This window comes from Thermosynechococcus sp. (assembly GCF_046299655.1).
In the GTDB taxonomy this organism is placed as follows: Bacteria; Cyanobacteriota; Cyanobacteriia; order Thermosynechococcales; family Thermosynechococcaceae; genus Thermosynechococcus.
Genome location: NZ_JBKBHZ010000001.1, coordinates 156,342 through 180,354, shown reverse-complemented (window position 1 = coordinate 180,354; position 24,013 = coordinate 156,342). Strand labels below are relative to the sequence as shown.

The window sequence follows — 24,013 nt, the reverse complement described above, 5'->3', positions numbered from 1 at the left end:
CTTTGGCGCTATGGGCGCAACTTCCCTAGCATGCCCATAATGCCTTCTTGTTTCTTGAGCATTTCGTTGAGCTTGCGCAAATCAAGGTTAATGGTTTCAGCGGGATAGTTTTTCAAAAACGACATCATGCTCAACCCTTCTGGGGAAGCAGCAGCAGTGAGCATAGCACCCCGCAGAGCCACTTCACCCGCTTTATCGCGGCGAATTGTGACCTGAGAAAATTCTTTGAGTAAATCTTTGCCAATGGGACTGGCGAGAATTTTATCGGTTTGGACGACATTAAAGGGCAGCCGCATCCCCAAGAACTCAAGGAGCTTGGCTTGGTCATCTTTGGGAACTAGCCGCATCAATGCGCGCAATTTTCCCGTGGCTTCTTGGGTGGACACAAATTCCTCTAGCTCCGACATCGGGAAGGAGCGCTGAAAAGGACCATAGGTGAGGGAGACAAAGTTAGCTGCTTTGGCAGGAGTGGTGAAAAGGGCACCCACGGGGAGTGCCAGTGCCAGTAACCAGGGCGAAAGACGCTTCAGCATAGGGGTATCGACTCCAAAATCACGTCAGTACAAACGTCGGATTGCACCGCTAGCAGTATAACAGCGAAAATAGAGCTTGCTGGCTCTTCTTGACTTAACCCTAACGTTTACTTCACTTCTTTTAGACGTAAATTCGTAAATTAATGAGCGTTTGGCAGCAGGGTGCCACCCTTGAGTTAACGATTGACTCTCTAAACCACACGGGGGAGGGGGTAGGACGCTGGCAGGATCGCGTGGTCTTTGTGGCGGATACGGTGCCAGGCGATCGCCTGCGGGTACGACTGACCCATGTCAAGCGGCAATATGCCCACGGCAAGGTCTTGGAGGTGGTGCAGCCCTCACAGCAGCGAGTGCGGCCAAGCTGTATTGTTGCCGATAAGTGTGGCGGCTGTCAGTGGCAGTGTGTGGCCTATGGGGCGCAATTGGCGGCAAAAGAACAACTGGTGAAGGAGGCGATCGCCCGCATTGGTCATCTCGAACCCCAAACTTTCCTACCGATTCTAGCTGCCCCTAACCCCTTTGGCTATCGCAATAAAGTGACGTACCCCCTCGGTCGCCGCCACGGTGCTGTGGTTGCCGGTTATTACCAAAAAGGCTCCCATCGCTTGGTGAACTTGAATCAATGTCCGGTGCAGGATCCGCGCCTCAATCCGCTCTTGACTGTCCTGAAACAGGCATTACAGCCTTGGCCGATCTACAACGAGCAGACCCATGAACCGGGGTTGCGCCACCTTGGTTTGCGCATTGGTCAGCGTACCGGGGAGCAGCTCATTACCCTCGTGCTCGCGGGGACATTACCCGCTGGCTTACAGGCAGAGGCAGAAAATTGGTTACAGCAGTTTTCGGGGGTGGTGGGGGTCTGTGTCAACTTTAATCATCAAGTGGGAAATCGCATCTTTGGCGACGAGACACAGGTATTGGCTGGGCGACCCTACCTTTGGGAAGAGATGGCCGGGCTAAGGTTTCAGATTGCCTCGACTACCTTTTTTCAAGTCAACACGGCGCAAGCGGAGCAACTGGTTACCACGCTGCGAGAGTGGATTGCCCCCACGGGTTGTGAACGACTGCTGGATCTCTACTGTGGCGTGGGAACGCTCAGCCTACCCCTTGCCGGCGCTGTCGCTGAAGTGATTGGCGTGGAAGTGCACCCTGCCTCGGTACAACAGGCGATCGCCAACGCCCAGCACAATGGCATTGACAATGCTCGCTTTCTCTGTGCCAAGGCAGAGGAGTGGCTGCCCCAGTTCAATCAGATCGTGGATGTGCTGATTCTTGATCCACCCCGCAAAGGGTGCGATCGCCCTGTTCTTGATGCCGTTCTCCGCAACCGTCCGCCGCGCATTCTCTATGTGAGTTGTCACCCCGCCACCTTGGCACGGGATTTGGCTTACCTGTGCGCTACAGGTGCCTATCAACTAACAAAAATTCAGCCTCTCGATATGTTTCCGCAAACCGCTCATGTGGAAACCATTGCGTTACTGACTACTGTCTAGGGCATTGTTATCTGTAGGGGACTGAGTTGGCTCTACGCGAAACATTTTGGCAAACATCTGACTGACGTAGGCTTGACCATAGACAACCGTTGTCTTAGGTGTTGTCGGTGTTGTCCTAGGAACTTCCTCCGGTGGTGCGGCAGATGGACTGTCTTGGTTGCTTGCCGCAGAGTCTGGAGTGTCCTGCTGATCTTGGGTGGCAGGCCCTGAGGAATTTTTGACCGTAGCGGAGGTTGCGGGTGGTTCCTGCCAAGGCTCCTCAGAGGAGGCTATCCTCTCGTGGGGATGATTCGTTTCTGCGGGGGGTTGCCAACGGCGACTGCTATCGCCCAGCAGAGAACCGGCAGCCACCACCGCGCCCGCAGGAATCGTGGTTTGGATCACGGTAGTACTTGTGCCAATACAGGCATGGGGTTCAATAGTCACAGCGCCAATGAGTAGCACCCCCGCGCCAATGTTGACCCCTTCGCCAATTTCAATGCTGCCGCCGTGGGCATGAATGACACTGCCCATACCAATACAGACACCTGCGGCAATGCGAATTGAAGCCCCTGCTTCTGCCCAAAGCAACACCCCCGGTGCCAAAACGGCCTGGGGATCCACCACCACATCACCGACAATGCGAACCGCAGGTGAAGGGGGCAGGGCTAAGGGCGGCAGGGGCATTGGGGCACCTCACAGGGAGGGCTACTTAGCAGACTGTTGGAGCAGAATTTCGGCCACCCGCTGCTTACCAGCAGGATTAATGCCAATCAGCCGCACGTACTCGCCACTGTATTCTTGGAGGCAAGCCTGAATCGCAGCAAGGGCTTCATTGAGATTTTTGGCCTCAATGCGGGGACCACTTTGCCAAGAATTGGTGCGGTAGCGACGGGCATCCACGTGTTCTAGGCCGAGGGTGTAGCCCTGTTGCAATAGTTGTTGTACTTGCTGAACGACTTCATTGCTCAAGCCATGGCTGCTATTGCTTGCTTCAGGAGCGGCTGTTGAGCGCGGTGCGAACCCTTGACCACGGGTGCTACTGCCATTGCTGGTGGCTTTGCCATTGGGACGGTGAATAATGGTTTCCAGTACTCGCTGTTTGGCTTTGGGATTGACACCTACAAGGCGAACATAGTCCCGCTGGTGCTCTGCAAGGAAGGCACTGAGGTCATTGATTTGCTGCGCAGAAGTGATCTTGATGCCGCTTTGCCAAGAACTGGTACGGAAACGCCGCTGGTCGGCATACTCGGTGGTGACTTGGTAGCCTTGGCGCAATAGATCTTGAATTTGGTTGAGGACATCGGCACTGAGAACCGCTTCGCTGCTGCTAGAACTGACGGAGATAGGGCTAGTAGCCGCTGGCGTTACTGCTTTTGGGGCGATCGCCACCGCCCCATCAGGTCGCTGAATAATTTGCTCAAGGACGCGCCGCTTTTGCTTTTGATCAATGCCAATCAGGCGCACATATTCCCCTGCATGTTCTTGCAGGCAGGCTTCAAGGGCAGCCAGCACTTCAGGTTCCTGCCTAGACTGAATCGGGGCACAACTCGTCCAAGAGCTGGTGCGATAGCGGCGGGCATCGGCGTGCTCGGTGCCAATTTGATAGCCCTGCTGGAGTAACTGCCGCACCTGAGCCACAACGGAAGCATCAAGGGAACCCACGGGAGCCGCACTCCCGCCAGCGCTGGGGCGATCGCTAGGGGTACTCGCCGCCGGTTGACTAGGGCGTTGAATGATTTCCTCAAAAACGCGCCGCTTGGCCTTGGGATCAACGCCGATGAGGCGCACATACTCGCCCTCATGTTCCTTTAAGAGCTGGGCGATCGCCGCCATCACTTGAGACTCTTGCCGTGCCGTCAACCTTGGGCAACTCTGCCAAGAGCTAGTGCGATACCGCCGCGCATCGGCATATTCCAAGCTGATTTGGTATCCCTGCTGCAACAATTGGCGGACATGAGTCCCATAATCTGCGGTCATGGTGTTCTTTTCCCCGGTGAGCGTTTCAACGTGTAGGATGGGTGGGTCTGCTTGACGCTGGAGTTCATGGCGAATCGGGGCGATACAGGCAATATTCTCAGCACACTGGTACCCCGATAGCAGCGCTTCATTGATGCCAACCACGTGCTGGGCAAAGTGAATATCCGACTCTTCCACATTCGGCAGGCGATCGGCTTGCTGCTGCGTTGTGATCACCATTCCCGAGGGCACATATTTTCCTGGTGGAATCTCCACATCCTGAATCAGGACGTGCATCATCACCACACAGCCAGCCCCAATCCGGGCATTAAAGACTGTCGAACGAAAGCCAATAAAACAGCCATCGCCAATGTAAGCAGGGCCGTGGATCAAGGCCATGTGGGTAATCGAGGCATTGTCACCGATCCAGACAGAATACTCTTGGCCATCATCGCCAATCACCCGTCCCTGCTGGAGGCCGTGGATAACAACGCCATCTTGAATGTTAGTGCGGGAGCCAATGTGGAAGGGCGTTCCTTCATCGGCACGAATGGACGTGCCAGGTGCGATGTGAACATAATCTTTGATGCGGACATCGCCAATAAGGTTACTAAAGGAATGTACGTAAGCCGTGGGGGCAATGTCTGGTTCCGCTAAATCCCTAGACCACGGCGTCGGAGGTGCCGCATAGGCTTGAACCGCCATAGGGAGAAGTCTCCAATGCTAATACTGGGTACGTTTGCTGTAGAGCAAATAGTTATCCCGACTTACGGTGTCAATAATAGCGACCACGGCTGCGTCAATGGGTTTGTCGGTGCCATTGATAATACAGCGGGCGGCACTGCCTCGGCTTACCAATACCCACTCATCCTGTCCTGCACCAACCGTATCCGCAGCCACTTCGTAGTCGGGTAAAAATTCGCCGTCCTCACCCAGATATTGCAAGATGAGAAACTTGACTCCCGTTAAGGTGTCTTCTTTTTGAGTACTGGTAACGGTGCCGCACACTCGCGCGATCTTCACTATGGGCGACCCATGGGGCGAATACCACTTACACTTTCACGGAATTGTTCCACCGCTTCGGTGTAGCGGATGGGCAGGACATATTCGAGGTTCTCGTGGGGACGGGCAATGATGTGGGTGGAGAGCACTTGCCCCCCATTCACTCGCTTCACGTTTTCGACACCCGCTGCCACCGAAGCCTGCACTTCAGAAACATCGCCACGGACAATGACGGTCACCCGACCACTGCCAATTTTCTCGTAGCCCACGAGGGTAACGCGAGCGGCTTTTACCATTGCGTCTGCGGCTTCCACCACTGCGGGGAAACCAAGGGTTTCAATCATACCGACGGCAATTGCCATTGTAATAACTCCTAAACGTCAAACAAGTCAAGAACTCAAAGAACCAGAGGATCAATAAGCGATGCAACTGAAAACTCCACCAAACTGCCAAAACCCTTAGTTTCGGAATTGCTCCACTGCCTCGGTATAGCGAATGGGCAACACGTACTCCAGGTTTTCGTGGGGACGAGCAATGATGTGCGTAGACAGCACCTCTCCGCCATTGACACGTTTGGCAGAATCCACCCCGGCAGCCACAGAGGCTTGCACTTCGGAGACATCACCCCGCACAATCACGGTGACCCGACCACTCCCAATTTTTTCGTAGCCCACAAGGGTGACCCGAGCGGCTTTTACCATTGCGTCTGCTGCTTCGACGACGGCGGGGAATCCGCGCGTTTCAATCATTCCCACAGCAATTGGCATGAGTAAGCTCTCCTAATTAGAATAAGGGTAAGCAGTACAAAAGCTAGAGTTGCAATCAAAGCGATCGCCACAGAAAATAATGACGGGATAGCCGATTGTTATCGTGACGTTAATCACCGTCTTTTTATCTCTAAAATAAGCATAGGGTGAGGGGTTTCTTTTGACAATATAATGATTGATAATCTTTTCTAGTTTCTCATATTATCAAATCTAATTTTCAGCCCTTGACACCCCTTTCAACCTAAGACAGGTCAATAAGAAGAGGTTAATCCATAGATTTTTATCTAAAACCAATTATCCTTTCATAGACTGATTACCCAACTGAAAAGGGTCTGCTTACGTTTGGGCAAACCACATAGACTTATTTCAATGCTGTCCTATGGTTTTTTAGATCGAGCAGAAGGCAAAGTGCTCCATATTCAAAGTTGATATTAAGACGAGATGATTCGTCTTCTGCAGCAAGTCCTGCTTGGCACTAGCGAGAATTAGCCACGATACAATCATCATGGAGATTTGCGGGCCTGGAGGGTCTAGTGTGTTGCGGCTACCCGTTCAACCAATTTGGCAAAGGGTTTCCCAATGGCCAGTGTGGGAGCCAACACGGCTGGCGATCGCCAGTTCAATTCTTCTGCATGCTGTTATCCTCTCCTTTGTGCGTGTGCCTGAACCGAGACCGCCAGAGTTGGCCAGTGATCAACTGGTGCCCTTGGTCAACCTTTCTCCCGAACTAGAAGCGGAGTTACCCTCTATCGAACCGCTGTTGCCCACAGAATTGCCGCCCCTTGCCACGACCACGCCACCGCCTCTGCCGTTTACAGGTATTGAGCCACCCCCTCTTTCCTTTGCCCCCTTGCCGCCGCTGACGGAACTCCCGCCCTTGCCTGCTCCAGTGCCGATGCAGTCCTTACCCCCCCTATGGCAGTTGCCTCCGCCTACTCGCCCTTTACCCGTGATCCCGACAACTCCGCATGAAGAGGTGGCCGTTGCCCCGGCACTGGTCTCACCGACTCCTACTCCTGAACCCACCGCTGAAGAGCCAGTGGCAACCACGGAGGGTGAGGCCGCAGCGGCGTTATCCCGTTGGTTTAATCAAGCCCGCTTGACCCTCAACACCAGCAATTTGCGAGTGGATTTAGCCCAGCGGATTACGGACTTTTATCCCCCAGCGGCCTGTGGCGATCGCCTGCAAGGGGAAACAACGGTTGCAGTGGTAGTGACTCCCCAGGGTGAATTGCTCCCTGCCAATGCCGCCCCAGAAACAGGTTTGCTCACGCGCAATCCCCAGATTATTCGCAGTAGTGGCTCGGCAATCCTCGATCAAGCAGCTTTAGAACGGGTAAGACAGCAATCCTTTGAGGCCACAGGGCAATACCAAGCTTTGGCGCTCACCTTTGCCTTTGAGTATCGCCCCGAAGTGTGCCGAGGTCAGCAACCCGCGCCAGCTCCTAGACAACAACCAGCGACACCAACGCCTGCTCCACGGCCAGCAACAGCGAAGCCAGAGGCTAGCCCACCTCCTACCAGTGGAGCCTCACCAGCACCAAACCCCACACCCCCAGAAGAGGCGCCACCCCCAGCGGAACCTAGCGGGACAAACTCGTCGTCTGAAGGGCCGGCGGCGAGTCCGCCAGCAACATCTCCCGAATAAAGCGGGCGATCGCCCGTTGGAGAAGGCCGTTGACAATGCGCTGACCCATTTGTTGTGCCTCTGGGCGCACAATAATTTGCAGAATTGCAGGGATGACTTTGCCCCAGTCGAAGCCAGGGGTATCCTGCAAGATACTGAAAATGCGGCGCAAATGCTCTAGGGCATTGGGTTCACTGATGATATTGGAACTCGCCGTTGTCGGTACTGGACGGGTTACTAGGGGTAACAGTTGTACCAAGTTCCATTGCCCCATCGTTGTCCGTGCCCAACTATCGAGGCTCTTGACAATTTCATCCGCGAGGCGATCGCGATACTCCGCTCCCCGCTCCGAAAAGAGAAAATCCAAGGCTTGCTCCAAGACCACACTAAAGTCATAGTCACGACTCTCGCGGGCATTGCGGAGTAGATTTTCTAGGCGCGTCCAGCGAAATTGACCATCTTTGAGCAGCAGGTTCGCAAGACTTGTGCGCAGCTCTGGGGCAGGATCCGTCAGCAGTCGCTTGGCAATGTAGGGATAGGCAGCACTGAGTACCTTGAAGTTGGGGTCAACGCCCATGGCAATCCCCTCCATGGTCAGGAGCGATCGCACAATCAAGGCATAGTAGGCGGGCACCTGGAAGGGATATTCATACATCACCTCTGACAGGCGATCAAAAATGCGTTGGATATTGAGTTCCGAAACACTGGCTCCCAGAGCATCCTCAAACACCAAGGCAAGCGCCGGAATAATCGGTTCCAGATCGGTATCTGGCGTTAGGAAACCTAAATGAACATAGTCGTAGGCAAGGCTCTCGTACTCCCGATTGACAATGTGGACAATGGCATTCAGCAAGCCATAGCGCTGCTCTGGGGCAATTTCACTCATCATGCCAAAGTCAAGGTAGGCCAATTTACCACTGGGCATGGCCAACAGATTCCCCGGATGCGGATCCGCATGGAAAAACCCATGTTCCAGCAACTGGCGCAGGGAGCACTGCACCCCCACATACACCATATAGCGCGGATCAATCCCCAAGGCCTGAATTTGCTGCGGTTGGTTGAGTTTGACCCCCATCACCCACTCCATGGTCAGTACCCGCCGCCGTGTATATTTCCAGTAGATTTTGGGGATATAGACATCAGGGAGGTGGCCATAGAGGCGGGCAAAGCGTTCGGCATTGCGTCCCTCTTGGGTATAGTCCATTTCCTCAAAGAGGCGACTGGCAAATTCATCGAGAATGGCCACTAAATCACTGCGAATCTCTTTGATCAGGCGTTTTGCCCAATAGGCCACCCCCCGCAGAATGTAAATGTCTAAGGTGATACTTTCTGCCAAGCCGGGGCGCTGTACTTTAACGGCCACCTCTTCACCGCTGTGGAGTTTGCCGCGATACACCTGTCCCAAGGAGGCAGCAGCAATGGGATGATCACTGAGTTCAGCAAAGAGTTCACTGGGGGGGGCGCCCAATTCCTCCTCAATAAATTGAAAGGCCACTTCATTGGGAAAAGGGGGCAACTGATCTTGGAGTTTGGTTAATTCCTCCAAATAGACTGCTGGCAACAAGTCCGGACGTGTAGAGAGGGCTTGCCCCACTTTGATATAGGCAGGGCCAAGGCGGGTTAGAGTTTCCCGCAGGGCGATTGCCCGCTGGCGCTGCCGTTGTTTACTTTGCCCCGTTACCCTGTCCCACCAGCGATTAAAGAGAAGCCAAAATACGGGCCAGAGAATCCGCAACCAGCGACTCAAAACCAGTAAAGGCCGCTGCCGATAGTAGGCATCAATGGCCACTGGATCATAGGGTTGAAAGGTCTCCAGATCATTGGGAAGGGTTTCAGCGGCGATCGCAATCTCTTGGGGTGCAGAATCAAGGGGGACAAGTGCCGTACTCATGGGCAGTGGCGCAAACTCTTAAAGTATTTTAACAATCAGTTCATCCTCAAGGAGTGCGGAAAATGCGGCTAGTCATTTTGGGGGCAACGGGGCAGGTAGGCTGGCAATTGGTACAGCAGGCACCCTCCGGCGTTGAAGTGATTCCCATTGCTCGCCAAGGCACTGCCGTAACCCTAGACTTGGAAGAGTTAGAGGCCATTCCTCGCTTGCTGAAAACCCTCCGCCCCGATGTGGTGATCAATGCAGCGGCCTATACTGCCGTGGATCAGGCAGAACAGGAACCGGAACGGGCACAACGGATTAATGGCGCTGCCGTGGGTCTTTTGGCAGAAACGCTGGCAACGGTGGGGGGACTGTTGATTCACTACTCTACGGACTATGTGTTTGCGGGTCATCAATCGCGACCCTATCGCGAAACCGATGCTACTGCTCCCCTCAATGCCTATGGCTACAGTAAGTGGCTAGGCGAGCAGGCGATCGCCACCCATCACCCTGCCCATCTCATCTTGCGCACCAGTTGGGTTTATGACCTGCGGGGCAAGAACTTTTTGCGCACAATGGTTCGCCTTGCCCAAACCCAGCCTGTGGTGCGGGTGGTTGCCGACCAAATTGGGACGCCCACGGCGGCTCCCTTCATTGCCCAGGTCACCTATCAGCTCCTTGAACGCTGGCTTGCAGATCCCTCTCTCAGCGGTCTCTATCACCTGACGCCGCGTGGCAGTACCAGTTGGTATGGCTTTGCCGCCAAAATTTTTGATCACCTGCGTGCCAAGGGCTATAAGACAGCTACCCTCGAGGCAATTCCCAGCAGTGAGTATCCCACACCCGCCAAGCGCCCCGCCTTTTCTGTGCTCAATTGTGAGAAGTTGGAGGCGGTTTTGGGTGCCCCTCTACCCCCTTGGGAGGTTATTCTTGAACCCCTTTTGACGCAACTAGATCTCCAATCCGTTCTTTAGGGAGCTGTTGCAAGGTGGTTTGCATCTGGCTGAACCAGTTAATGAGCTGCTCCAGTTGTTTTTCCACTGGCTGTAGCCCTAATCCCCGCACAGTAATTTTGCCCTGATGATAGACAAACCGACTTTGGAGATGGGTAGGCAGTTGCTCTAGGAGCAGTTTCCATGCTGGCTCTGCCATCGGGGTTTCAAGGATCACGTGCTGCTTCCCTTCAGGACGAATGCGGCTAATACCACACTGACGTGCCAGTTGCTTGAGTTCGACCACCCGCAGCAGTTGCTGCACGGATTTCGGCAATGCCCCATAGCGATCGCTCCACTCTGCCGCCAATTGCATTAAGTCTTCTTTTGTCGTTGCAGCGGAGACTGCACGGTAAGCGGCCATCTTTTGCTCTAAATCGGGCATATAGTCAGCGGGAATAAAGGCAGTGACATTGAGATCCACTTGGGTATCGTCAATGCTGGGAATGTCTTGGCCGCGAATTTCGGCGATCGCTTCCTCGAGCAGTTCCACATATAAATCAAAGCCCACACTGTCCAGTTGGCCGTGCTGCTCTGCCCCCAAGAGATTACCGACGCCGCGAATCTCCATATCTCGCATGGCCAGTTGGTAGCCCGATCCCAGTTGGGTAAACTCCTGAATTGCCCGCAGCCGTTGACGGGCAGCATCGGTGAGTACCTCTTGACGGGGGTAAAATAACCACGCATGGGCTTGAATGCCGGCGCGGCCAACGCGACCCCGCAGTTGATAGAGCTGGGCCAGACCAAACCGCTGTGCGTCCTCTATCAAAATCGTATTGACGCGGGGAATATCTAAGCCCGACTCAATGATGGTCGTACAGACCAGAATATCGGCCTCACCATTGCTAAAGCCCAGCATCGTGGATTCCAGTTCCCCCTCTGCCAGCTGGCCATGGGCAATGAGAATACGGGCACTGGGCACCATCCCTTGGAGTTTGGCTGCCACCTCCTCAATGCCCTCAACCCGCGGCACGACATAGAAAACTTGACCCCCCCGATCCAGTTCTTGGCGAATCGCACTGCGTACCGTTTCTGGATCATAGGGGGCAAGGTGGGTTTGAATCGGGCGCCGCGAGGGGGGGGGTGTGGTGATCAGGCTCATTTCCCGAACCCCCGACAGCGCCATATAGAGGGTGCGCGGAATCGGTGTCGCACTCAGGGTAAGGACATCCACTTGGGTTTTCAGGGCTTTGATTTTCTCCTTTTGGTTAACGCCAAAGCGTTGTTCTTCATCCACCACCAGTAGCCCTAAGTCGCGAAACTTGACAGCCTTGCTCAGGAGTTGATGGGTGCCCACGACAACATCAATTTCGCCGGTTTTCAGTTTTTGCAGGATGTCTTGACGCTCCCGCTCACTGCGAAAGCGATTGAGGAGTCCCACTTGAATTGGATAGGGGGCAAAGCGCTCCTTGAGGGTGTGGTAATGCTGCTGCGTCAGAATCGTTGTGGGTGCCAGAACCACCGCCTGCTTGCCCGCCATCACGGCTTTGAAAATGGCGCGAATGGCCACTTCGGTTTTCCCAAAGCCAACATCCCCACAGATGAGCCGATCCATGGGGCGATCGCTCTCCATATCGGCCTTGACCTCTTGGATGGCCTTGAGTTGATCGGGCGTCAGTTGATAGGGAAACGAGTCCTCCATTTCCTGCTGCCACGGTGTATCCGGCGGGAAGGCAAAGCCCTGTTGCTGGGCGCGTTGGGCATAGAGTTGCAGCAAATCCACCGCCACTTTCTTAATGGCCTTGCGTACCCGTGCTTTGGTACGTTCCCAAGTGTTGCCCGTTAATTTATTAAGTTGGGGAATCCCATCGCTTTGTTTGCGGTAGCGGGAGAGACTATTCAATTGATCGGCAGCAACGCGGAGGATGCCATCCGCATATTGCAGGGCCAAGTACTCGCGGGTTTCGTTGTTAATCGTGAGGGTTTCAAGGCGCAGGAACTGACCAATGCCGTGTTGGCGATGCACGACGTAGTCCCCTGGCTGGAGCTTGTTGAGATCCACCTGTTTAGCAGCAGCGCGGCGGCGTTTGCGCACATAGCCAAGCTGAACTAGGTTGTGCTGACCAAAGAACTCGCGATCGCTCACCAGCACCGTGCGGAACGTAGGCAAAATAAAGCCACTGATTTCCGCAAGACCACTGACTTTGAGGGCAATGGGCAGTCGCTGCTGTTGCAGCTTATCAATGGCTGGAAAGTCTTTGGGATTGGGCACAAACTGGGCGGGGCAATCGTGCTCCTGCAACAGGGCCACGGAGCGACTCGGCTGCGCAGAGACCAACCACACGGTATAACCTTTGTCCCGTTCCTCCCGCAGGGTGGCCGCCAAGCGACCAAATTGGTGGGGAATGGCCGGCACTGCCCGTGCTGATAAATTCAAACCTAGCCCCTCACTGGCCAGTTCGTAGAGGTGAAGACATGGAAACCGCTTGAGGGCTTGGGCACTGGCCGACCATGGACGATGAATCGGAGGCGGAGGTGGCTCTAGAGTCTGCCAGTAGGCATGGGCTTGTTCGTACCAGCGATCGCCATGGGCGGCACAAAGGGGCGGCTCATCCACGGCAATCAGTGTTTGGGCAGGTAAATAATCTAGGAGGGAGGCTGGCTCAGGGAAAGCCACCCCCAGATAGCGTCGCAGTCCCTCCTGATCCTCTGGAATGAGATGGCCGTGATCCGCTGCCCGCAGGGCTTGGGCAATCAGGCGGGTAAAACTAATGGGCGTCAGGGTGACCTGCTCAAGGGCATCAAGGCGATCGCTTTCCACCTGCAGGGAGCGTTGACTAGCCGGATCAAACTCGCGAATGGACTCAATTTCATCGCCAAACCATTGCAGACGCACCGGCAGCTCCGCCGAGACAGGGAAAATATCCACAATGTCGCCGCGCCGACTCCACTGACCCTCCGTTTCCACCAGGGGAACTCGCTCATAACCAAGGGCGGCCAAGGCAGTGGCCACTTCCCCTAAGGAGTACGCTTGCCCCACCTGCAATGTCAGGCAGGCAGCATAGAATTGTGGCGGTGGCGGCAAGTGGGGTTGCAGTGCCCGTTCGGTGGTGACAATGGCAATATTGGCACGATGGGCACACTCAACTAAAACTTGCAGTTGCCCCCAGACCATCTCTGCTTCCAAGTCAAAGGGGTCATAGGGAGAGGCCTCCGATGTCGGGTAAAAGAGAACCGCATCCCAGCCCATGAGTTCCAACTGCGCTGCCCAGCGTCCCCCCTCCTCTAGGGTGGAAGTAATCACACAGAGGGATTGCTGACGCTGCTGCGCCAATGTGGTGGCCACCAAGCCCTTGACAAGGCGGGGCATCCCCGTGAGGACAAGTTCCCGTTGGTGTTCTAGTTTGCTGAGCAGTTCAGCCGTCAGCGGCAGCTTACCCCAACTGCGGGGAATTGCCATTAAGGACATAGACGAGTGTCGGTGCAGGTGACTAAGACTCTGGAATTCAGCCTCAAGGGGAGCGTTAGACTGCGTCCCTTTTCTAAAATATGGGACACAGCAAGGGGATGCAATCTAGGACTTCGTTCATAATTATTAAAGAGTGAGAATTCCAGACATTTGATGACGCGATCGCCCGATATTGATAGTCCTGCTCCCGAATCCTCGGCCATTGTTGAAAGCGCCCTTGAGGCCAATGAGCCTATTGATCCGGAGGATGAACTGCCCAATGAGGTGGAAATGTCCCTCTGGGATCACCTTGAGGAGTTACGGCAGCGGCTTTTTGTGGTACTGGGCACTGTTGCTGTCACGATAGTTCTCTGCTTTACCCAAGTGCGCTGGATCATTCAGTTCCTAGAAAAACCAGCCCATGGTGCTAAGTTCCTGCAACTGAGTCCGGGGGAATACTTTTTTGTCTCCTGTAAAGCGGCGGCCTACAGTGGCATCCTCCTAGCAACGCCGATGATTCTCTACCAAGCTATCCGTTTTATCCTGCCGGGATTGACGCGGCGTGAGCAACGCTTGCTGGCACCGGTGGTTTTTGGTTCATCCATTCTCTTTATTGCCGGTTTGGTCTTTGCCTATACCCTCTTGGCTCCTGCAGCCCTCGGCTTTTTCATTAACTATGGGGCAGAGGTGGTGGAGCAACTGTGGTCAATCGATCGCTATGTGGACTTTATTTTGCTATTGCTCCTTGCCACTGGCCTCGCCTTCCAAGTCCCCATTCTCCAGTTGGTACTCATTGCCCTCGGCATTGTCTCGATCCCGCAAATGCTCAGTCAGTGGCGCTACGTGGTGATTATTGCCGTGGCCGTGGCAGCGGTCTTAACGCCCTCCATTGATCCGATTACGCAGGGACTCTTGGCAGGTGCTCTGCTTGCTCTTTACTTTACGGGGGTTGGCTTAGCAAAACTGATGGGAGTGGGGCGTTCCTAAAATACCCTCAAAAAAGACTCAATCAGAAAAGATGATTTTGGCGATAAAAATCAATTATCGCGATCGCCCCTCGAACTTATCAAGGCTATCAATAGAGATGATATGCTGATGTTGCCAAATCAGTGCGTCCGTTTGCGATCGCAAAAATGGCATTACTTTAACAAATTTTTGTGTTTAGGAGTAGTTTTCATGCCCATTGCCCTTGGGATGGTAGAAGTACTGGGTCATCCCCCTGCCTTAGCCGTTGCCGATGTGATGGTGAAAGCAGCGCGGGTTACTCTTGTGGGCTATGAAGTGGTCAGTGGTGCTCGCCTAACAATTATTGTGCGCGGCGACGTTTCTGAAGTGCAAATTGCGGTTGCTGCTGGTGTCGAAGCTGCCAAGAAAATTCCGGCTCAAAGTCCTAAGGAAAAAACCCTCTATCTGTCGTCAACGGTGATCCCACGCCCCCACGAGAATTTAGAGGCCGTTTTCCCCAAAATTCGGTTCCAATATGGCGATGGCTGGGAACGTTTTCTAGTTTAGGCGTCTTGAAAGAAATTCTTTAATTTAATGAGTAATGAGCAAAGCTTCACCGCTCAGATAATTGTCTTAGAAGGGAACAACCCACCCAATCAACTATCTCAACAGTGAAGCCGCAAAATCGCTAGGAAACAGTTTTAGAGGGATACCTAGGCCAGACCGGTGTTGACCCCCGGCTTACCCGTAAACAGTTCCACTTTCACAATTTTGCCACCCATTTTTTGGATGCGTTGTTGCTCGCGGAACCAGTTTTCGTAGGGCACCAGTTTTGTGAAATAGGTGTTTTGCAGTTCACGCTGGGTACGAATACGGGTTTGACTCGGCACACAGGCGGTAATTCTAAACATGCGCATGGGATGGGACTCCAACTCTATGTGGGCTGATTACACGTCTGGGAGCTAAAGGCCAGACTCAGACTGTTTAAGCACAATTGCCATGACAGGCTGACACTCTAACCCCTAACTCCCAGACAGATGTGTGACTGGAGAGCTGTACTTAGCTTAAGCCAGAGCAGATGTAGTCAAAGTAGATGCCCATTTCTTTGCCGGCATCGGCACCCACCAAGCTGGCGGTGACTTCTTTCATGGCTTGGATGGCTTGCACAGTGGCAGCGATGGGCACCCCCAAGGAGTTGTAGGTTTCTTTCAACCCATTGAGCACCCGCTCATCGAGGATGGAAGGATCCCCAGCTAGCATGGCATAGGTGGCATAGCGCAGGTAGTAGTCGAGATCGCGGATGCAGGCGGCATAGCGACGGGTGGTGTACATGTTGCCACCGGGACGGGTGATGTCAGAGTAGAGCAGAGATTTGGCCACGGCTTCTTTGACGATATTGGCAGCATTGGCGCTAATCACAGTGGCAGCCCGCACCCGCAGTTCGCCAGTTGCGAAGTAAGCTTTCAGCTTCTCCATGGCGGCGGTGTCGAGGTATTTGCCTTGTACGTCAGAGGCGTTGATGACAGCGGTAATCGCGTCTTGCATAGTTCTTTTTCCTCAAAAACTGATTTGGATGATGGATCAATGAAGGATGCTAAGGCGACCTACTGCATGGCGCCAATCACGTAGTCAAAGTAAGAACCGGCTTCAGCGGCATCTTCCGCAGACAGCAGCGAGGAAGCAACGTTCTTCATAGCACGAATCCCTTCGGCCACGGCTGGAATGGGGGTGCCAAGGGAGTTGTACATTTCACGCACACCCACCAAACCAATTTCTTCGATGGGGGTGACATCACCGGCAACAATACCGTAGGTCACAAGCCGCAGGTAGTAGTCGAGGTCACGCAGACAGGTGGCGGTCATTTCTTCGCCGTAGGCATTGCCACCGGGGGAGACCACATCAGGCCGTTTTTGGAAGAGTTGATCGCCCGCTTGCTTGACAATCCGCTCGCGGTTTTCAGTCAGGGTTTGGGCAATGCGCAGACGACGCTCGCCGGTGCTGACAAAGCTTTTAATGCGATCCAGTTCACCGGGGCTGAGGTAACGGGCCTCGGCATCTGCATTCACGATCGATTTCGTGACGACGCTCATTGAGTTCCTCCAAAGTTGGAATTGTAAAACAAGGGTCTTGATAATGTGGCATCTGCCATTGGAACGTTACGACTTACCGACCTTCTGAAGGGAGGATAGGTACGGCGATTCACCCAAGGGGCTGACGTAACCTTCCGCAAACATTCTCAGGCATCGGGGGGACATCTCTCACATCATCGCAATCCTTTTTAACATTCTTAACATTTTTTCAGAAATCTGCTAAGGGGCTATTCCAGCCATTCGATAATGCGGGTGCCAAGGTCGAGGGGAATATTCACGGCCTTGCCGAGGCGGGGTTTCTCACGGGTCGTCTCAATAAAGGTGCAGACTTGCTGGGCACAGCCCCAGTCATTCAGGTGCTGGGCGATCGCCCCGAGGTGGGCGGCATAGTCTTCGGGCGTATCGGGATAGGAGGCCTGCTCGAGGTAGCGCCACATCACCTGTAAAAACACGCGATCGCCCACTCGGCGAAACTGCAGGTCAAAGGAGCGCCCCCATTTGCGCAGGAGCAAAGCATGGAGTTCATCACCAGTGAGGGGCGTCAGCATTGGCAAGAATTTCAGCCCTTGCGGTTGGGACGGCTCGGACAGTGTGATAATAGTTAACAAACGTAATTATTTTACGGCTGTCCGTTTCGATTCCTTAGTAAATAAGCGTAAACCATGGCTCAAGTTTCTGGAATGTCTGATGTGCCCGATATGGGGCGGCGACAGTTTATGAACCTACTGACGTTTGGTACCATCACGGGTACAGCGTTGGGTGCTCTTTATCCTGTCGTCAAGTACTTCATTCCGCCCTCAAGTGGCGGCACAGGTGGTGGCGTGGTTGCCAAGGATGCCTTGGGCAACGATATTAAAGTTTCTGAGTACCTAACGAAGCACCTGCCGGGCGATCGCTCCCTTGCCCAAGGAATTAAAGGGGATCCCACCTACGTGATTGTTACTGAGGATCACCAAATTGCCAATTACGGCTTGAATGCCGTCTGCACCCACCTCGGCTGTGTGGTGCCTTGGAACGTCAGTGAAAACAAGTTCATTTGCCCCTGCCATGGCTCTCAGTACGACAGCACGGGTAAGGTGGTGCGTGGTCCTGCCCCCCTCTCCTTGGCACTGGTGAAGGCCACAGTGACTGAAGATGACAAACTGGTATTTACCCCTTGGACGGAAACCGATTTCCGCACAGGCAAAGAACCTTGGTGGACGTAAAAAGAAATTAGGGAGTGGTATGAAACGCTTTTTCAAACCTTTAACGCTGGCGATCGCCCTTGCCGCCAGCATGTTTCTCTGGGCACCACAAGCGCAGGCCTATCCCTTTTATGCGCAGCAGGGCTATGACAGTCCCCGTGAGGCCACTGGGCGGATTGTTTGTGCCAACTGTCACCTCGCCGCCAAGCCCACCCAAGTCGAAGTGCCCCAAGCCGTTACCCCCGATTCCGTTTTTGAAGCCGTGGTGAAAATTCCCTACGACACCAGTGTGCAACAGGTGCTGGGGGATGGCTCTAAAGGGGGTCTGAATGTCGGTGCAGTACTGATGCTGCCCGAGGGCTTCAAAATTGCTCCCCCGGATCGCATTCCTGAGGAGCTAAAAGCCAAAACCAGCGGCATTTACTACCAACCCTACAGTGAGGATAAGCAAAACATTATTCTAGTGGGTCCTCTACCGGGCGAGCAGTACCAAGAAATTGTTTTCCCCGTTCTAGCCCCCAACCCTGCCACGGATAAATCGATCCACTTTGGTAAATACGCCGTTCACGCCGGGGGCAACCGCGGTCGCGGTCAAGTCTATCCCAACGGTGAAAAGAGTAACAACAACGTCTTTACTGCACCGATCGCGGGCACGATTACCAGTATTACCGCTAACCCCGATGGCAGTACTGCGGTGGTGATTACCCCCGAAAGTGGCGAAGCTGTCACGGAAACCATTCCCGCTGGCCCTGATCTCATCGTCAGTGAAGGCCAAACAGTGGCGGCGGGTGAAGCCCTCACCAACAATCCCAATGTGGGCGGTTTTGGTCAAAAGGATACGGAAATTGTCCTGCAGGATCCCAACCGCATTAAATGGCTGTTGGTCTTTTTTGCCGCCATTACCCTGTCGCAGATTCTGCTTGTGCTGAAGAAGAAACAAGTGGAGAAAGTGCAAGCCGCTGAGATGAGTTTCTAAGGGAGGAATATCCTGAGCGCTCGTGCAACACCTCCATGACACGATTGTGGCGATCGCCACGGCGATTGTGCCCCAGCAAGGGAGTATCGGCATTGTCCGCCTCTCTGGAGCCAAGGCTGTTGCGATCGCCCAGTCTTTATTTGAAGCCCCCGGCAAGCAGCGCTGGGAGTCCCACCGCATTCTCTACGGCTATGTGCGTGATCCCCAAAGTGGAGAACGGGTAGATGAGGCGCTTCTCCTTTTAATGCTCGCTCCCCGCTCCTACACCCGTGAAGATGTGGTGGAATTTCACTGTCATGGCGGTCTCATCCCTGTCCAGCGGGTGCTGCAGCTCTGTGTCGCCGCAGGGGCACGCCTCGCAGATCCGGGGGAATTTACCCTGCGCGCCTTTCTCAATGGTCGCCTTGATCTCACCCAAGCCGAAAGTGTGGCTGAACTAGTGGCTGCTCAATCCACAGCTGCGGCCCAAATGGCCCTCGCGGGTCTGACGGGGAAACTTGCCCGCCCCCTCAAGCACATTCGTCAGACCTGTTTATCTCTCTTGGCGGAAATTGAAGCGCGACTCGATTTTACCGACGAGCTACCCCCCCTTGACCCCGCAGCCATTGCTGAGGAAATTCGGCAGTTGCAACACCAAGTAGAGGCGTTTTTGGCCACGGCAGAACGGGGGGCACTGATTCGCACGGGGTTAAAGGTGGCCATTGTGGGTCGCCCGAATGTGGGTAAGTCGAGTCTGCTCAATGCTTGGAGCCGCAGCGATCGCGCCATTGTTACGGATTTACCCGGCACCACCCGCGATATTGTGGAGTCTCAATTAGTTGTTGGTGGCATTCCCATTCAGGTGCTGGATACCGCAGGCATTCGCGAAACCCATGATCTAGTGGAACGCATGGGCGTGGAGCGATCGCGCCAAGCTGCCGCCAGTGCCGATCTGATTCTCCTTGTCATTGATGCGAGCCAAGGCTGGACAGCCGCTGATCAGGACATCTACAACCAACTCGATCTCCAACAACGGCGGCAACAAGCGCCTCAGTCAGTCCTTGTCGTCTTGAATAAGGCTGATCTCCTCAACGAAACCGCAGATGTTAATGAGATTCCCTTGCCCATTGCCCCCATTCCCACCGTGCTGCTCTCGGCCCTCAGCCAAAGGGGAATTGAGCATCTGGAGAACGCTATTCTCAACCTTGTTCAAGGCAAAGGGGTGACTGCCGCCAACCTAGACTTTGCCATCAACCAACGCCAAGCCGCCCTCCTAGAGCAGGTTCACCAATCCCTGAATCATGTCCTTGCTGCCATTGATGCCCAACTGCCCCTTGATTTTTGGACGATTGACCTGCATGCGGCTGCCCGCGTCCTTGGCACCCTCACGGGGGAGGAGGTCACCGAATCCATGCTAGAACAAATCTTTAGCCGCTTTTGCATTGGAAAATAGCCCATGCTTTGGAGTGCCAGTTACCGGCCGTTATTTGCTTATATCCTTCCCTATCGGCGACGGTTGCTGGTCGCTTTCCTGTGTACCCTTGGCTACGTCTCCACCATGCCGGCGATCGCCTACCTGATTGGCCAAGCAGCAAAGCTCATTGGGGCAGGGGATTTGCTAGGTCTAATTCAATGGTGTGCCGCCTCCTCGCTGCTGTTTGTCGGTCGTAGTTTTTGCCAATTTGGTCAAGATGTCCTAATGTCCGATATTTCCCTACGGATTGTCTATGACATTCGGGTGCGGCTTTACCGTCATCTCCATCGTTTGGGGGTGGACTATTTTGAAAAAGCAGCGACCGGCGATCTCACCTACCGCCTCACTGAGGATGTGGATCGCATTGGTGTCATGGTCAACAATAGTTTTCATCGCCTCATCCCCTCAACTTTAACAACGGTTGCCGTCATTGGCTATATGTTCTACCTCAACTGGCAACTGACATTGGGGACGATGATCATTGCGCCGCTAATGACGTTTCTGATCGCTTGGTTTGGCAACTGTTTGTTGCGACAGTCGCGCCTGAGTCAAGCTCGCACTGCCGATTTGGCCTCCCACCTCACGGAAGTGTTTGCAGGGATTCGCTTGATCAAAGCCTTTGCTGCCGAGGACTATGCCGTAAAGCAGTTTGAACAGCAGGCCGATATTAATCGCCGCGATCGCTACCGTGCAGAACGCATTAAGTCAATGCAATACCCTGTGGTGGGGTTTCTCGAAGCCCTCAGCATTATGCTGCTGTTTATCCTAGGGGCGTGGCAAATCAATGCCGGTCATCTCACGGGGCCGCAGTTCCTCAGCTTTGTCGCCGCAGTGGCGCTACTGATAGACCCAATTAATATGATTTCCGCTGATTACAACGAACTGAAAATGGCGCAGGCCTCGGTGGAGCGTAGCTTTGGCCTGTTGGCTCTCGAACCCACAATCAAAGAAATAAGCCATGCACAGCCCTTACCCCCCATTTCTGGCAAAGTGCAATACGTAAATGTGTGCTTTGGCTATGATCCAGAGCGTCCGGTGCTCAGGGACTTTAATCTCTTGGCAGAGCCGGGCGAAGTGATTGCCCTTGTGGGATATTCAGGAGCAGGTAAATCAACCATTGTTAACCTCTTGCCCCGTTTTTATGACCCCCAAGCGGGAAAGGTCTTGATTGACGGCATTGATATTAAAACCGTGACCCTCAAAAGCTTGCGGCGGCAAATTGGCGTTGTTCCTCAAGAAACGATTCTTTTTTCAGGCACCATTGCCCAAAATATTGCCTTTGGTTATGCTGAACCTGACTGGGAGCGTCTAATTGCGGCAGCCAAGATTGCCAATGCCCACGACTTTATTACGCAGTTTCCCGATGGCTATCGGACATGGGTGGGGGAAAGGGGAATCAATCTCTCCGGCGGGCAACGGCAACGGCTGGCGATCGCCCGTGCAGTTTATGCTGATCCGCGTATCTTGATCTTGGATGAAGCCACCTCTGCTTTGGACTCTGAATCGGAAGCCCTTGTGCAAAGCGCTCTGGAGAAGGCAATGAAAGGGCGAACTGTCTTTATCATTGCCCACCGTTTGGCCACGGTTCGTCGCGCCGATCGCATTCTGGTTCTAGAACAGGGCCGCATCATTGAAAGTGGCACTCACCAGGAATTACTTGCCCAGTCCGCCCGCTATGCCCAGTTCTATGCACAACAGTATTGCCAAGAGACCGATCCCTAGACTCGCCCGCCCAGCAGCAGTCTGGGATGTCGGCGCCGTTCTTCAATGGGATCGGTAGCCCGTATGGTACGCTTAATTACGCTAAGTTTCGCAGAGGAAAGTCAGGACGAGTGCGCCCAAAGGTTCTTGCTGGTAACTGGAAAATGCACAAAACCCAACAGGAGGCAGTGGCCTTCCTACAGGACTTTCTAGGACAGTTGGTGGATACCCCCAGCGATCGCGAGATCGCGCTCTGTGTTCCCTACACCTGCTTAAGTGTATTGTCCAAGAGTCTGCACGGCACGCGGGTGAAACTGGGAGCGCAAAACGTTCACTGGGCAGATCAAGGGGCGTTTACGGGCGAAATTTCGCCGCCGATGTTGGTGGAGCTAGGGGTGCGCTATGTGATTATTGGCCACAGTGAGCGACGGCAGTATTTTGGGGAAACCGATGCCACGGTTAACCAGCGCCTTAAGGCCGCTCAACGCCACGGCCTGACACCGATTCTCTGTGTCGGTGAAACCAAAGCCCAACGGGATGCGGGCGAAACGGAAAATCACATCTTTCAGCAGTTGGCGCTGGACTTGGTGGATGTGGATCAAAGCAATTTGGTGATTGCCTACGAACCCATTTGGGCAATTGGGACTGGCGACACCTGTGAGGAAACAGAGGCTAACCGCATTATTGGTCTCATTCGCAGCCAGCTGCAAAACCCCAATGTCCCCATCCAGTACGGTGGCTCGGTCAATGCCAATAATATTGATGCAATTATGGCGCAACCAGAAATTGATGGGGTCTTAGTCGGGGGCGCTAGTTTGCAGCCGCAGAGTTTTGGGCGCATTGTCAATTACAAGCCCCTTTGAGTGCCCCACTGCCTGTCAGTCAGTGCCCTAAATCACACCTAATCCCAGCGCTAGAGCACTGCCCAGCGGCTAGTAAAACTGAAAGATGTCACTGTGCAGCCCTGTTCCCCAAGAGGCCATGGGCAAAAGGTCCCTGAACCAGGGCGGGTTGTTCAGCAAAGAGGCAGGGCTTTGGATTTATTACAACTGTTATCGTTTGCTGGGCGATTTCTGCATTTTCTTTCTAGGATCGAAGTGAGGCAGAGGAATGCCAAAAGGAGGCCGACGATGCGCCAACCACTCTTCAGTGCTTTGACAGTTTTAGCTGCTTTTGTTGGTCTCAGCAGTGCTGCTGTGGCACAGCCCATGGCGATCGCCACCCTCACACCCCCTGAACTTCAAGAACTGCAACGCCTTGTGCCCCGCAGTGCCGAGGACTACTACAACGTGGGGTTAATGCACCAAGGTACGGGTGATCTGGCTGCTGCCATTAATGCCTTTAGCCAAGCAATCAGACTCAACCCCAGTGCTGACTACTACTTTGCTCGCGGCCTAGCCTACTATGACCAAGGGGATCTGCAGCGGGCGATCGCGGACTTTACCACTGCAGTGCGCAACGACCCCCAGTTCATTGCTGCCTACTACAACCGGGGCATGGCCTATCTTGCTCTGCAAAACTACACAGCGGCGATTGCAGACTTTGATGCTGCCCTAGCGCGGGATCCGCAATTTGTTGCTGCCTACTATAGCCGCGGCATGGCGCACTTTGACAGCGGCAATGTGGAATTGGCGCAACGGGACTATGAGCGTGCTCGCGCTCTCAACCCAGCGATGACCGCCCAGTACTACGATCGCGCCCCCCGTCCCCTCACGGGTGGTCCCTAGTACCTGAAGCCACCGATTACGGCGATAATAGGAGGATAATGTGCATGATAAGGATGAGCGATCGCGCCTATGCCCAGAACCCCGTCTGAATTTGCGGTTCATTTATTTCTAGAGGGCGGTCACCGTGAGGAGGTGCGCTTCCCCACCATTCAAGACTTCCAGAAGTGGTACAGCAACGAGTTAGTGGCCAAAGTCAATTCCAATGACTTTATCTCCGTTCCCATTAAGAACATTCAAGGGGAATACATGGTGGTGCGCCCCTCAAAGGTGCTGGCCATTCGGGTTGAACCCGTCTTTACTTCGAGTGTGGATCGGTTCTAACCT

Annotated in this window: 24 protein-coding genes; 12 read left to right on the top strand and 12 right to left on the bottom strand. The window is 54.1% G+C overall.

Translation table 11 applies throughout. From position 1 onward, the window contains the following. Positions 1-8 precede the first annotated feature (8 nt). Positions 9-533 carry an alpha/beta hydrolase gene (locus ACK4HN_RS01020; RefSeq protein WP_409868215.1) on the bottom strand — a complete coding sequence of 175 codons (525 nt, stop codon included), beginning with the start codon at positions 531-533 and terminating at the stop codon, positions 9-11. A gap of 143 nt (positions 534-676) precedes the next feature. Here ACK4HN_RS01020 and rlmD point away from each other — a divergent pair, with 143 nt between their 5' ends. Then, positions 677-2,026 carry a 23S rRNA (uracil(1939)-C(5))-methyltransferase RlmD gene (rlmD, locus tag ACK4HN_RS01015; RefSeq protein ID WP_409868214.1) on the top strand — a complete coding sequence of 450 codons (1,350 nt, stop codon included), beginning with the start codon at positions 677-679 and terminating at the stop codon, positions 2,024-2,026. Here rlmD and ACK4HN_RS01010 read toward each other — a convergent pair. The 5 genes from ACK4HN_RS01010 to ACK4HN_RS00990 form a co-directional block, all read right to left on the bottom strand. Beyond that, complete coding sequence (locus ACK4HN_RS01010) at positions 2,009-2,692, bottom strand: carbon dioxide concentrating mechanism protein (RefSeq protein ID WP_409868213.1); 684 nt, start codon at positions 2,690-2,692, stop codon at positions 2,009-2,011. The genes rlmD and ACK4HN_RS01010 overlap by 18 nt on opposite strands. Positions 2,693-2,713: 21 nt before the next feature. After that, complete coding sequence (locus ACK4HN_RS01005; RefSeq protein WP_409868212.1) at positions 2,714-4,669, bottom strand: ribulose bisphosphate carboxylase small subunit; 1,956 nt, start codon at positions 4,667-4,669, stop codon at positions 2,714-2,716. A gap of 18 nt (positions 4,670-4,687) precedes the next feature. Next, positions 4,688-4,987, bottom strand: a complete 300-nt coding sequence (locus ACK4HN_RS01000) for a EutN/CcmL family microcompartment protein (protein WP_298613351.1) — start codon at positions 4,985-4,987, stop codon at positions 4,688-4,690. Continuing rightward, complete coding sequence (locus ACK4HN_RS00995) at positions 4,987-5,328, bottom strand: carbon dioxide-concentrating mechanism protein CcmK (RefSeq protein WP_011056790.1); 342 nt, start codon at positions 5,326-5,328, stop codon at positions 4,987-4,989. The genes ACK4HN_RS01000 and ACK4HN_RS00995 overlap by 1 nt, the downstream gene beginning before the upstream one ends. Before the next feature lie 96 nt (positions 5,329-5,424). Continuing rightward, positions 5,425-5,733, bottom strand: a complete 309-nt coding sequence (locus tag ACK4HN_RS00990) for a carbon dioxide-concentrating mechanism protein CcmK (RefSeq protein ID WP_011056791.1) — start codon at positions 5,731-5,733, stop codon at positions 5,425-5,427. A 535-nt stretch (positions 5,734-6,268) separates the two neighbouring features. Here ACK4HN_RS00990 and ACK4HN_RS00985 point away from each other — a divergent pair. Then, on the top strand, positions 6,269-7,381 hold the full coding sequence (locus ACK4HN_RS00985; protein ID WP_409868211.1) for a hypothetical protein: 1,113 nt from the start codon (positions 6,269-6,271) through the stop codon (positions 7,379-7,381). Here the strand turns inward: ACK4HN_RS00985 and ACK4HN_RS00980 are convergent. Next, a complete protein-coding gene (locus ACK4HN_RS00980) occupies positions 7,317-9,251 on the bottom strand; it encodes an ABC1 kinase family protein (protein WP_409877101.1) in 1,935 nt (644 codons plus the stop codon). The genes ACK4HN_RS00985 and ACK4HN_RS00980 overlap by 65 nt on opposite strands. A 62-nt stretch (positions 9,252-9,313) precedes the next feature. On the opposite strand from ACK4HN_RS00980, the gene rfbD reads away from it, so the two are divergent. Further along, a complete protein-coding gene (rfbD, locus tag ACK4HN_RS00975; RefSeq protein WP_409868209.1) occupies positions 9,314-10,207 on the top strand; it encodes a dTDP-4-dehydrorhamnose reductase in 894 nt (297 codons plus the stop codon). On the opposite strand, the gene mfd is transcribed toward rfbD, so the two are convergent. Then, positions 10,158-13,634 (bottom strand): transcription-repair coupling factor, encoded by a 3,477-nt coding sequence (gene mfd, locus ACK4HN_RS00970; RefSeq protein WP_409868208.1) that lies wholly within the window; start codon positions 13,632-13,634, stop codon positions 10,158-10,160. The two genes, rfbD and mfd, sit on opposite strands and share 50 nt — an antisense overlap. 153 nt (positions 13,635-13,787) lie before the next feature. On the opposite strand from mfd, the gene tatC reads away from it, so the two are divergent. After that, positions 13,788-14,600, top strand: coding sequence for a twin-arginine translocase subunit TatC (tatC, locus tag ACK4HN_RS00965; RefSeq protein WP_409868207.1), 813 nt, complete (start codon positions 13,788-13,790; stop codon positions 14,598-14,600). 189 nt (positions 14,601-14,789) lie between these two features. Beyond that, a complete protein-coding gene (locus tag ACK4HN_RS00960) occupies positions 14,790-15,125 on the top strand; it encodes a carbon dioxide-concentrating mechanism protein CcmK (RefSeq protein WP_409868206.1) in 336 nt (111 codons plus the stop codon). 146 nt (positions 15,126-15,271) lie between these two features. On the opposite strand, the gene ACK4HN_RS00955 is transcribed toward ACK4HN_RS00960, so the two are convergent. The 4 genes from ACK4HN_RS00955 to ACK4HN_RS00940 form a co-directional block, all read right to left on the bottom strand. Beyond that, positions 15,272-15,475 (bottom strand): phycobilisome linker polypeptide, encoded by a 204-nt coding sequence (locus ACK4HN_RS00955; protein ID WP_181496422.1) that lies wholly within the window; start codon positions 15,473-15,475, stop codon positions 15,272-15,274. A 142-nt stretch (positions 15,476-15,617) separates the two neighbouring features. Further along, positions 15,618-16,103, bottom strand: coding sequence for an allophycocyanin subunit beta (gene apcB / locus ACK4HN_RS00950; RefSeq protein WP_149817471.1), 486 nt, complete (start codon positions 16,101-16,103; stop codon positions 15,618-15,620). Between the two features lie 59 nt (positions 16,104-16,162). Beyond that, a complete protein-coding gene (gene apcA / locus ACK4HN_RS00945; protein WP_409868205.1) occupies positions 16,163-16,648 on the bottom strand; it encodes an allophycocyanin subunit alpha in 486 nt (161 codons plus the stop codon). 227 nt (positions 16,649-16,875) lie between these two features. Further along, positions 16,876-17,196 carry a DUF3067 family protein gene (locus ACK4HN_RS00940; protein WP_409868204.1) on the bottom strand — a complete coding sequence of 107 codons (321 nt, stop codon included), beginning with the start codon at positions 17,194-17,196 and terminating at the stop codon, positions 16,876-16,878. A gap of 114 nt (positions 17,197-17,310) precedes the next feature. Between ACK4HN_RS00940 and petC the strand changes: the two genes are divergently transcribed. From petC to ACK4HN_RS00905, 7 genes are all read left to right on the top strand, one after another. Then, complete coding sequence (gene petC / locus ACK4HN_RS00935) at positions 17,311-17,853, top strand: cytochrome b6-f complex iron-sulfur subunit (protein ID WP_409852185.1); 543 nt, start codon at positions 17,311-17,313, stop codon at positions 17,851-17,853. Between the two features lie 19 nt (positions 17,854-17,872). Next, the gene (gene petA, locus ACK4HN_RS00930; protein ID WP_409868203.1) at positions 17,873-18,808 is read left to right on the top strand and encodes a cytochrome f; all 936 of its coding nucleotides are present in this window, start codon (positions 17,873-17,875) and stop codon (positions 18,806-18,808) included. 22 nt (positions 18,809-18,830) lie between these two features. Then, a complete protein-coding gene (gene mnmE / locus ACK4HN_RS00925; protein ID WP_409868202.1) occupies positions 18,831-20,240 on the top strand; it encodes a tRNA uridine-5-carboxymethylaminomethyl(34) synthesis GTPase MnmE in 1,410 nt (469 codons plus the stop codon). 3 nt (positions 20,241-20,243) lie between these two features. Beyond that, entirely contained in the window at positions 20,244-21,983 is a 1,740-nt protein-coding gene (locus ACK4HN_RS00920) for an ABC transporter ATP-binding protein (protein WP_409868201.1), read from the top strand. A 110-nt stretch (positions 21,984-22,093) separates the two neighbouring features. Beyond that, positions 22,094-22,825, top strand: coding sequence for a triose-phosphate isomerase (gene tpiA, locus ACK4HN_RS00915; protein WP_409868200.1), 732 nt, complete (start codon positions 22,094-22,096; stop codon positions 22,823-22,825). Between the two features lie 267 nt (positions 22,826-23,092). Continuing rightward, complete coding sequence (locus tag ACK4HN_RS00910; RefSeq protein WP_409868199.1) at positions 23,093-23,689, top strand: tetratricopeptide repeat protein; 597 nt, start codon at positions 23,093-23,095, stop codon at positions 23,687-23,689. Positions 23,690-23,758: 69 nt separating this feature from the next. Beyond that, positions 23,759-24,010 (top strand): hypothetical protein, encoded by a 252-nt coding sequence (locus ACK4HN_RS00905; RefSeq protein WP_409850899.1) that lies wholly within the window; start codon positions 23,759-23,761, stop codon positions 24,008-24,010. The last annotated feature ends 3 nt before the right edge of the window (positions 24,011-24,013 follow it).

What these genes read in the sequence shown, in the direction of transcription:
- ACK4HN_RS01020 (WP_409868215.1), bottom strand. Translation starts at nt 533, where the DNA reads ATGCTGAAGCGTCTTTCGCCCTGGTTACTGGCACTGGCACTCCCCGTG.
- rlmD (WP_409868214.1), top strand. Translation starts at nt 677, where the DNA reads ATGAGCGTTTGGCAGCAGGGTGCCACCCTTGAGTTAACGATTGACTCT.
- ACK4HN_RS01010 (WP_409868213.1), bottom strand. Translation starts at nt 2,692, where the DNA reads ATGCCCCTGCCGCCCTTAGCCCTGCCCCCTTCACCTGCGGTTCGCATT.
- ACK4HN_RS01005 (WP_409868212.1), bottom strand. Translation starts at nt 4,669, where the DNA reads ATGGCGGTTCAAGCCTATGCGGCACCTCCGACGCCGTGGTCTAGGGAT.
- ACK4HN_RS00995 (WP_011056790.1), bottom strand. Translation starts at nt 5,328, where the DNA reads ATGGCAATTGCCGTCGGTATGATTGAAACCCTTGGTTTCCCCGCAGTG.
- ACK4HN_RS00990 (WP_011056791.1), bottom strand. Translation starts at nt 5,733, where the DNA reads ATGCCAATTGCTGTGGGAATGATTGAAACGCGCGGATTCCCCGCCGTC.
- ACK4HN_RS00980 (WP_409877101.1), bottom strand. Translation starts at nt 9,251, where the DNA reads ATGAGTACGGCACTTGTCCCCCTTGATTCTGCACCCCAAGAGATTGCG.
- rfbD (WP_409868209.1), top strand. Translation starts at nt 9,314, where the DNA reads ATGCGGCTAGTCATTTTGGGGGCAACGGGGCAGGTAGGCTGGCAATTG.
- mfd (WP_409868208.1), bottom strand. Translation starts at nt 13,634, where the DNA reads ATGTCCTTAATGGCAATTCCCCGCAGTTGGGGTAAGCTGCCGCTGACG.
- tatC (WP_409868207.1), top strand. Translation starts at nt 13,788, where the DNA reads ATGACGCGATCGCCCGATATTGATAGTCCTGCTCCCGAATCCTCGGCC.
- ACK4HN_RS00960 (WP_409868206.1), top strand. Translation starts at nt 14,790, where the DNA reads ATGCCCATTGCCCTTGGGATGGTAGAAGTACTGGGTCATCCCCCTGCC.
- ACK4HN_RS00955 (WP_181496422.1), bottom strand. Translation starts at nt 15,475, where the DNA reads ATGCGCATGTTTAGAATTACCGCCTGTGTGCCGAGTCAAACCCGTATT.
- apcB (WP_149817471.1), bottom strand. Translation starts at nt 16,103, where the DNA reads ATGCAAGACGCGATTACCGCTGTCATCAACGCCTCTGACGTACAAGGC.
- apcA (WP_409868205.1), bottom strand. Translation starts at nt 16,648, where the DNA reads ATGAGCGTCGTCACGAAATCGATCGTGAATGCAGATGCCGAGGCCCGT.
- ACK4HN_RS00940 (WP_409868204.1), bottom strand. Translation starts at nt 17,196, where the DNA reads ATGCTGACGCCCCTCACTGGTGATGAACTCCATGCTTTGCTCCTGCGC.
- petC (WP_409852185.1), top strand. Translation starts at nt 17,311, where the DNA reads ATGGCTCAAGTTTCTGGAATGTCTGATGTGCCCGATATGGGGCGGCGA.
- petA (WP_409868203.1), top strand. Translation starts at nt 17,873, where the DNA reads ATGAAACGCTTTTTCAAACCTTTAACGCTGGCGATCGCCCTTGCCGCC.
- ACK4HN_RS00920 (WP_409868201.1), top strand. Translation starts at nt 20,244, where the DNA reads ATGCTTTGGAGTGCCAGTTACCGGCCGTTATTTGCTTATATCCTTCCC.
- ACK4HN_RS00910 (WP_409868199.1), top strand. Translation starts at nt 23,093, where the DNA reads ATGCGCCAACCACTCTTCAGTGCTTTGACAGTTTTAGCTGCTTTTGTT.
- ACK4HN_RS00905 (WP_409850899.1), top strand. Translation starts at nt 23,759, where the DNA reads ATGCCCAGAACCCCGTCTGAATTTGCGGTTCATTTATTTCTAGAGGGC.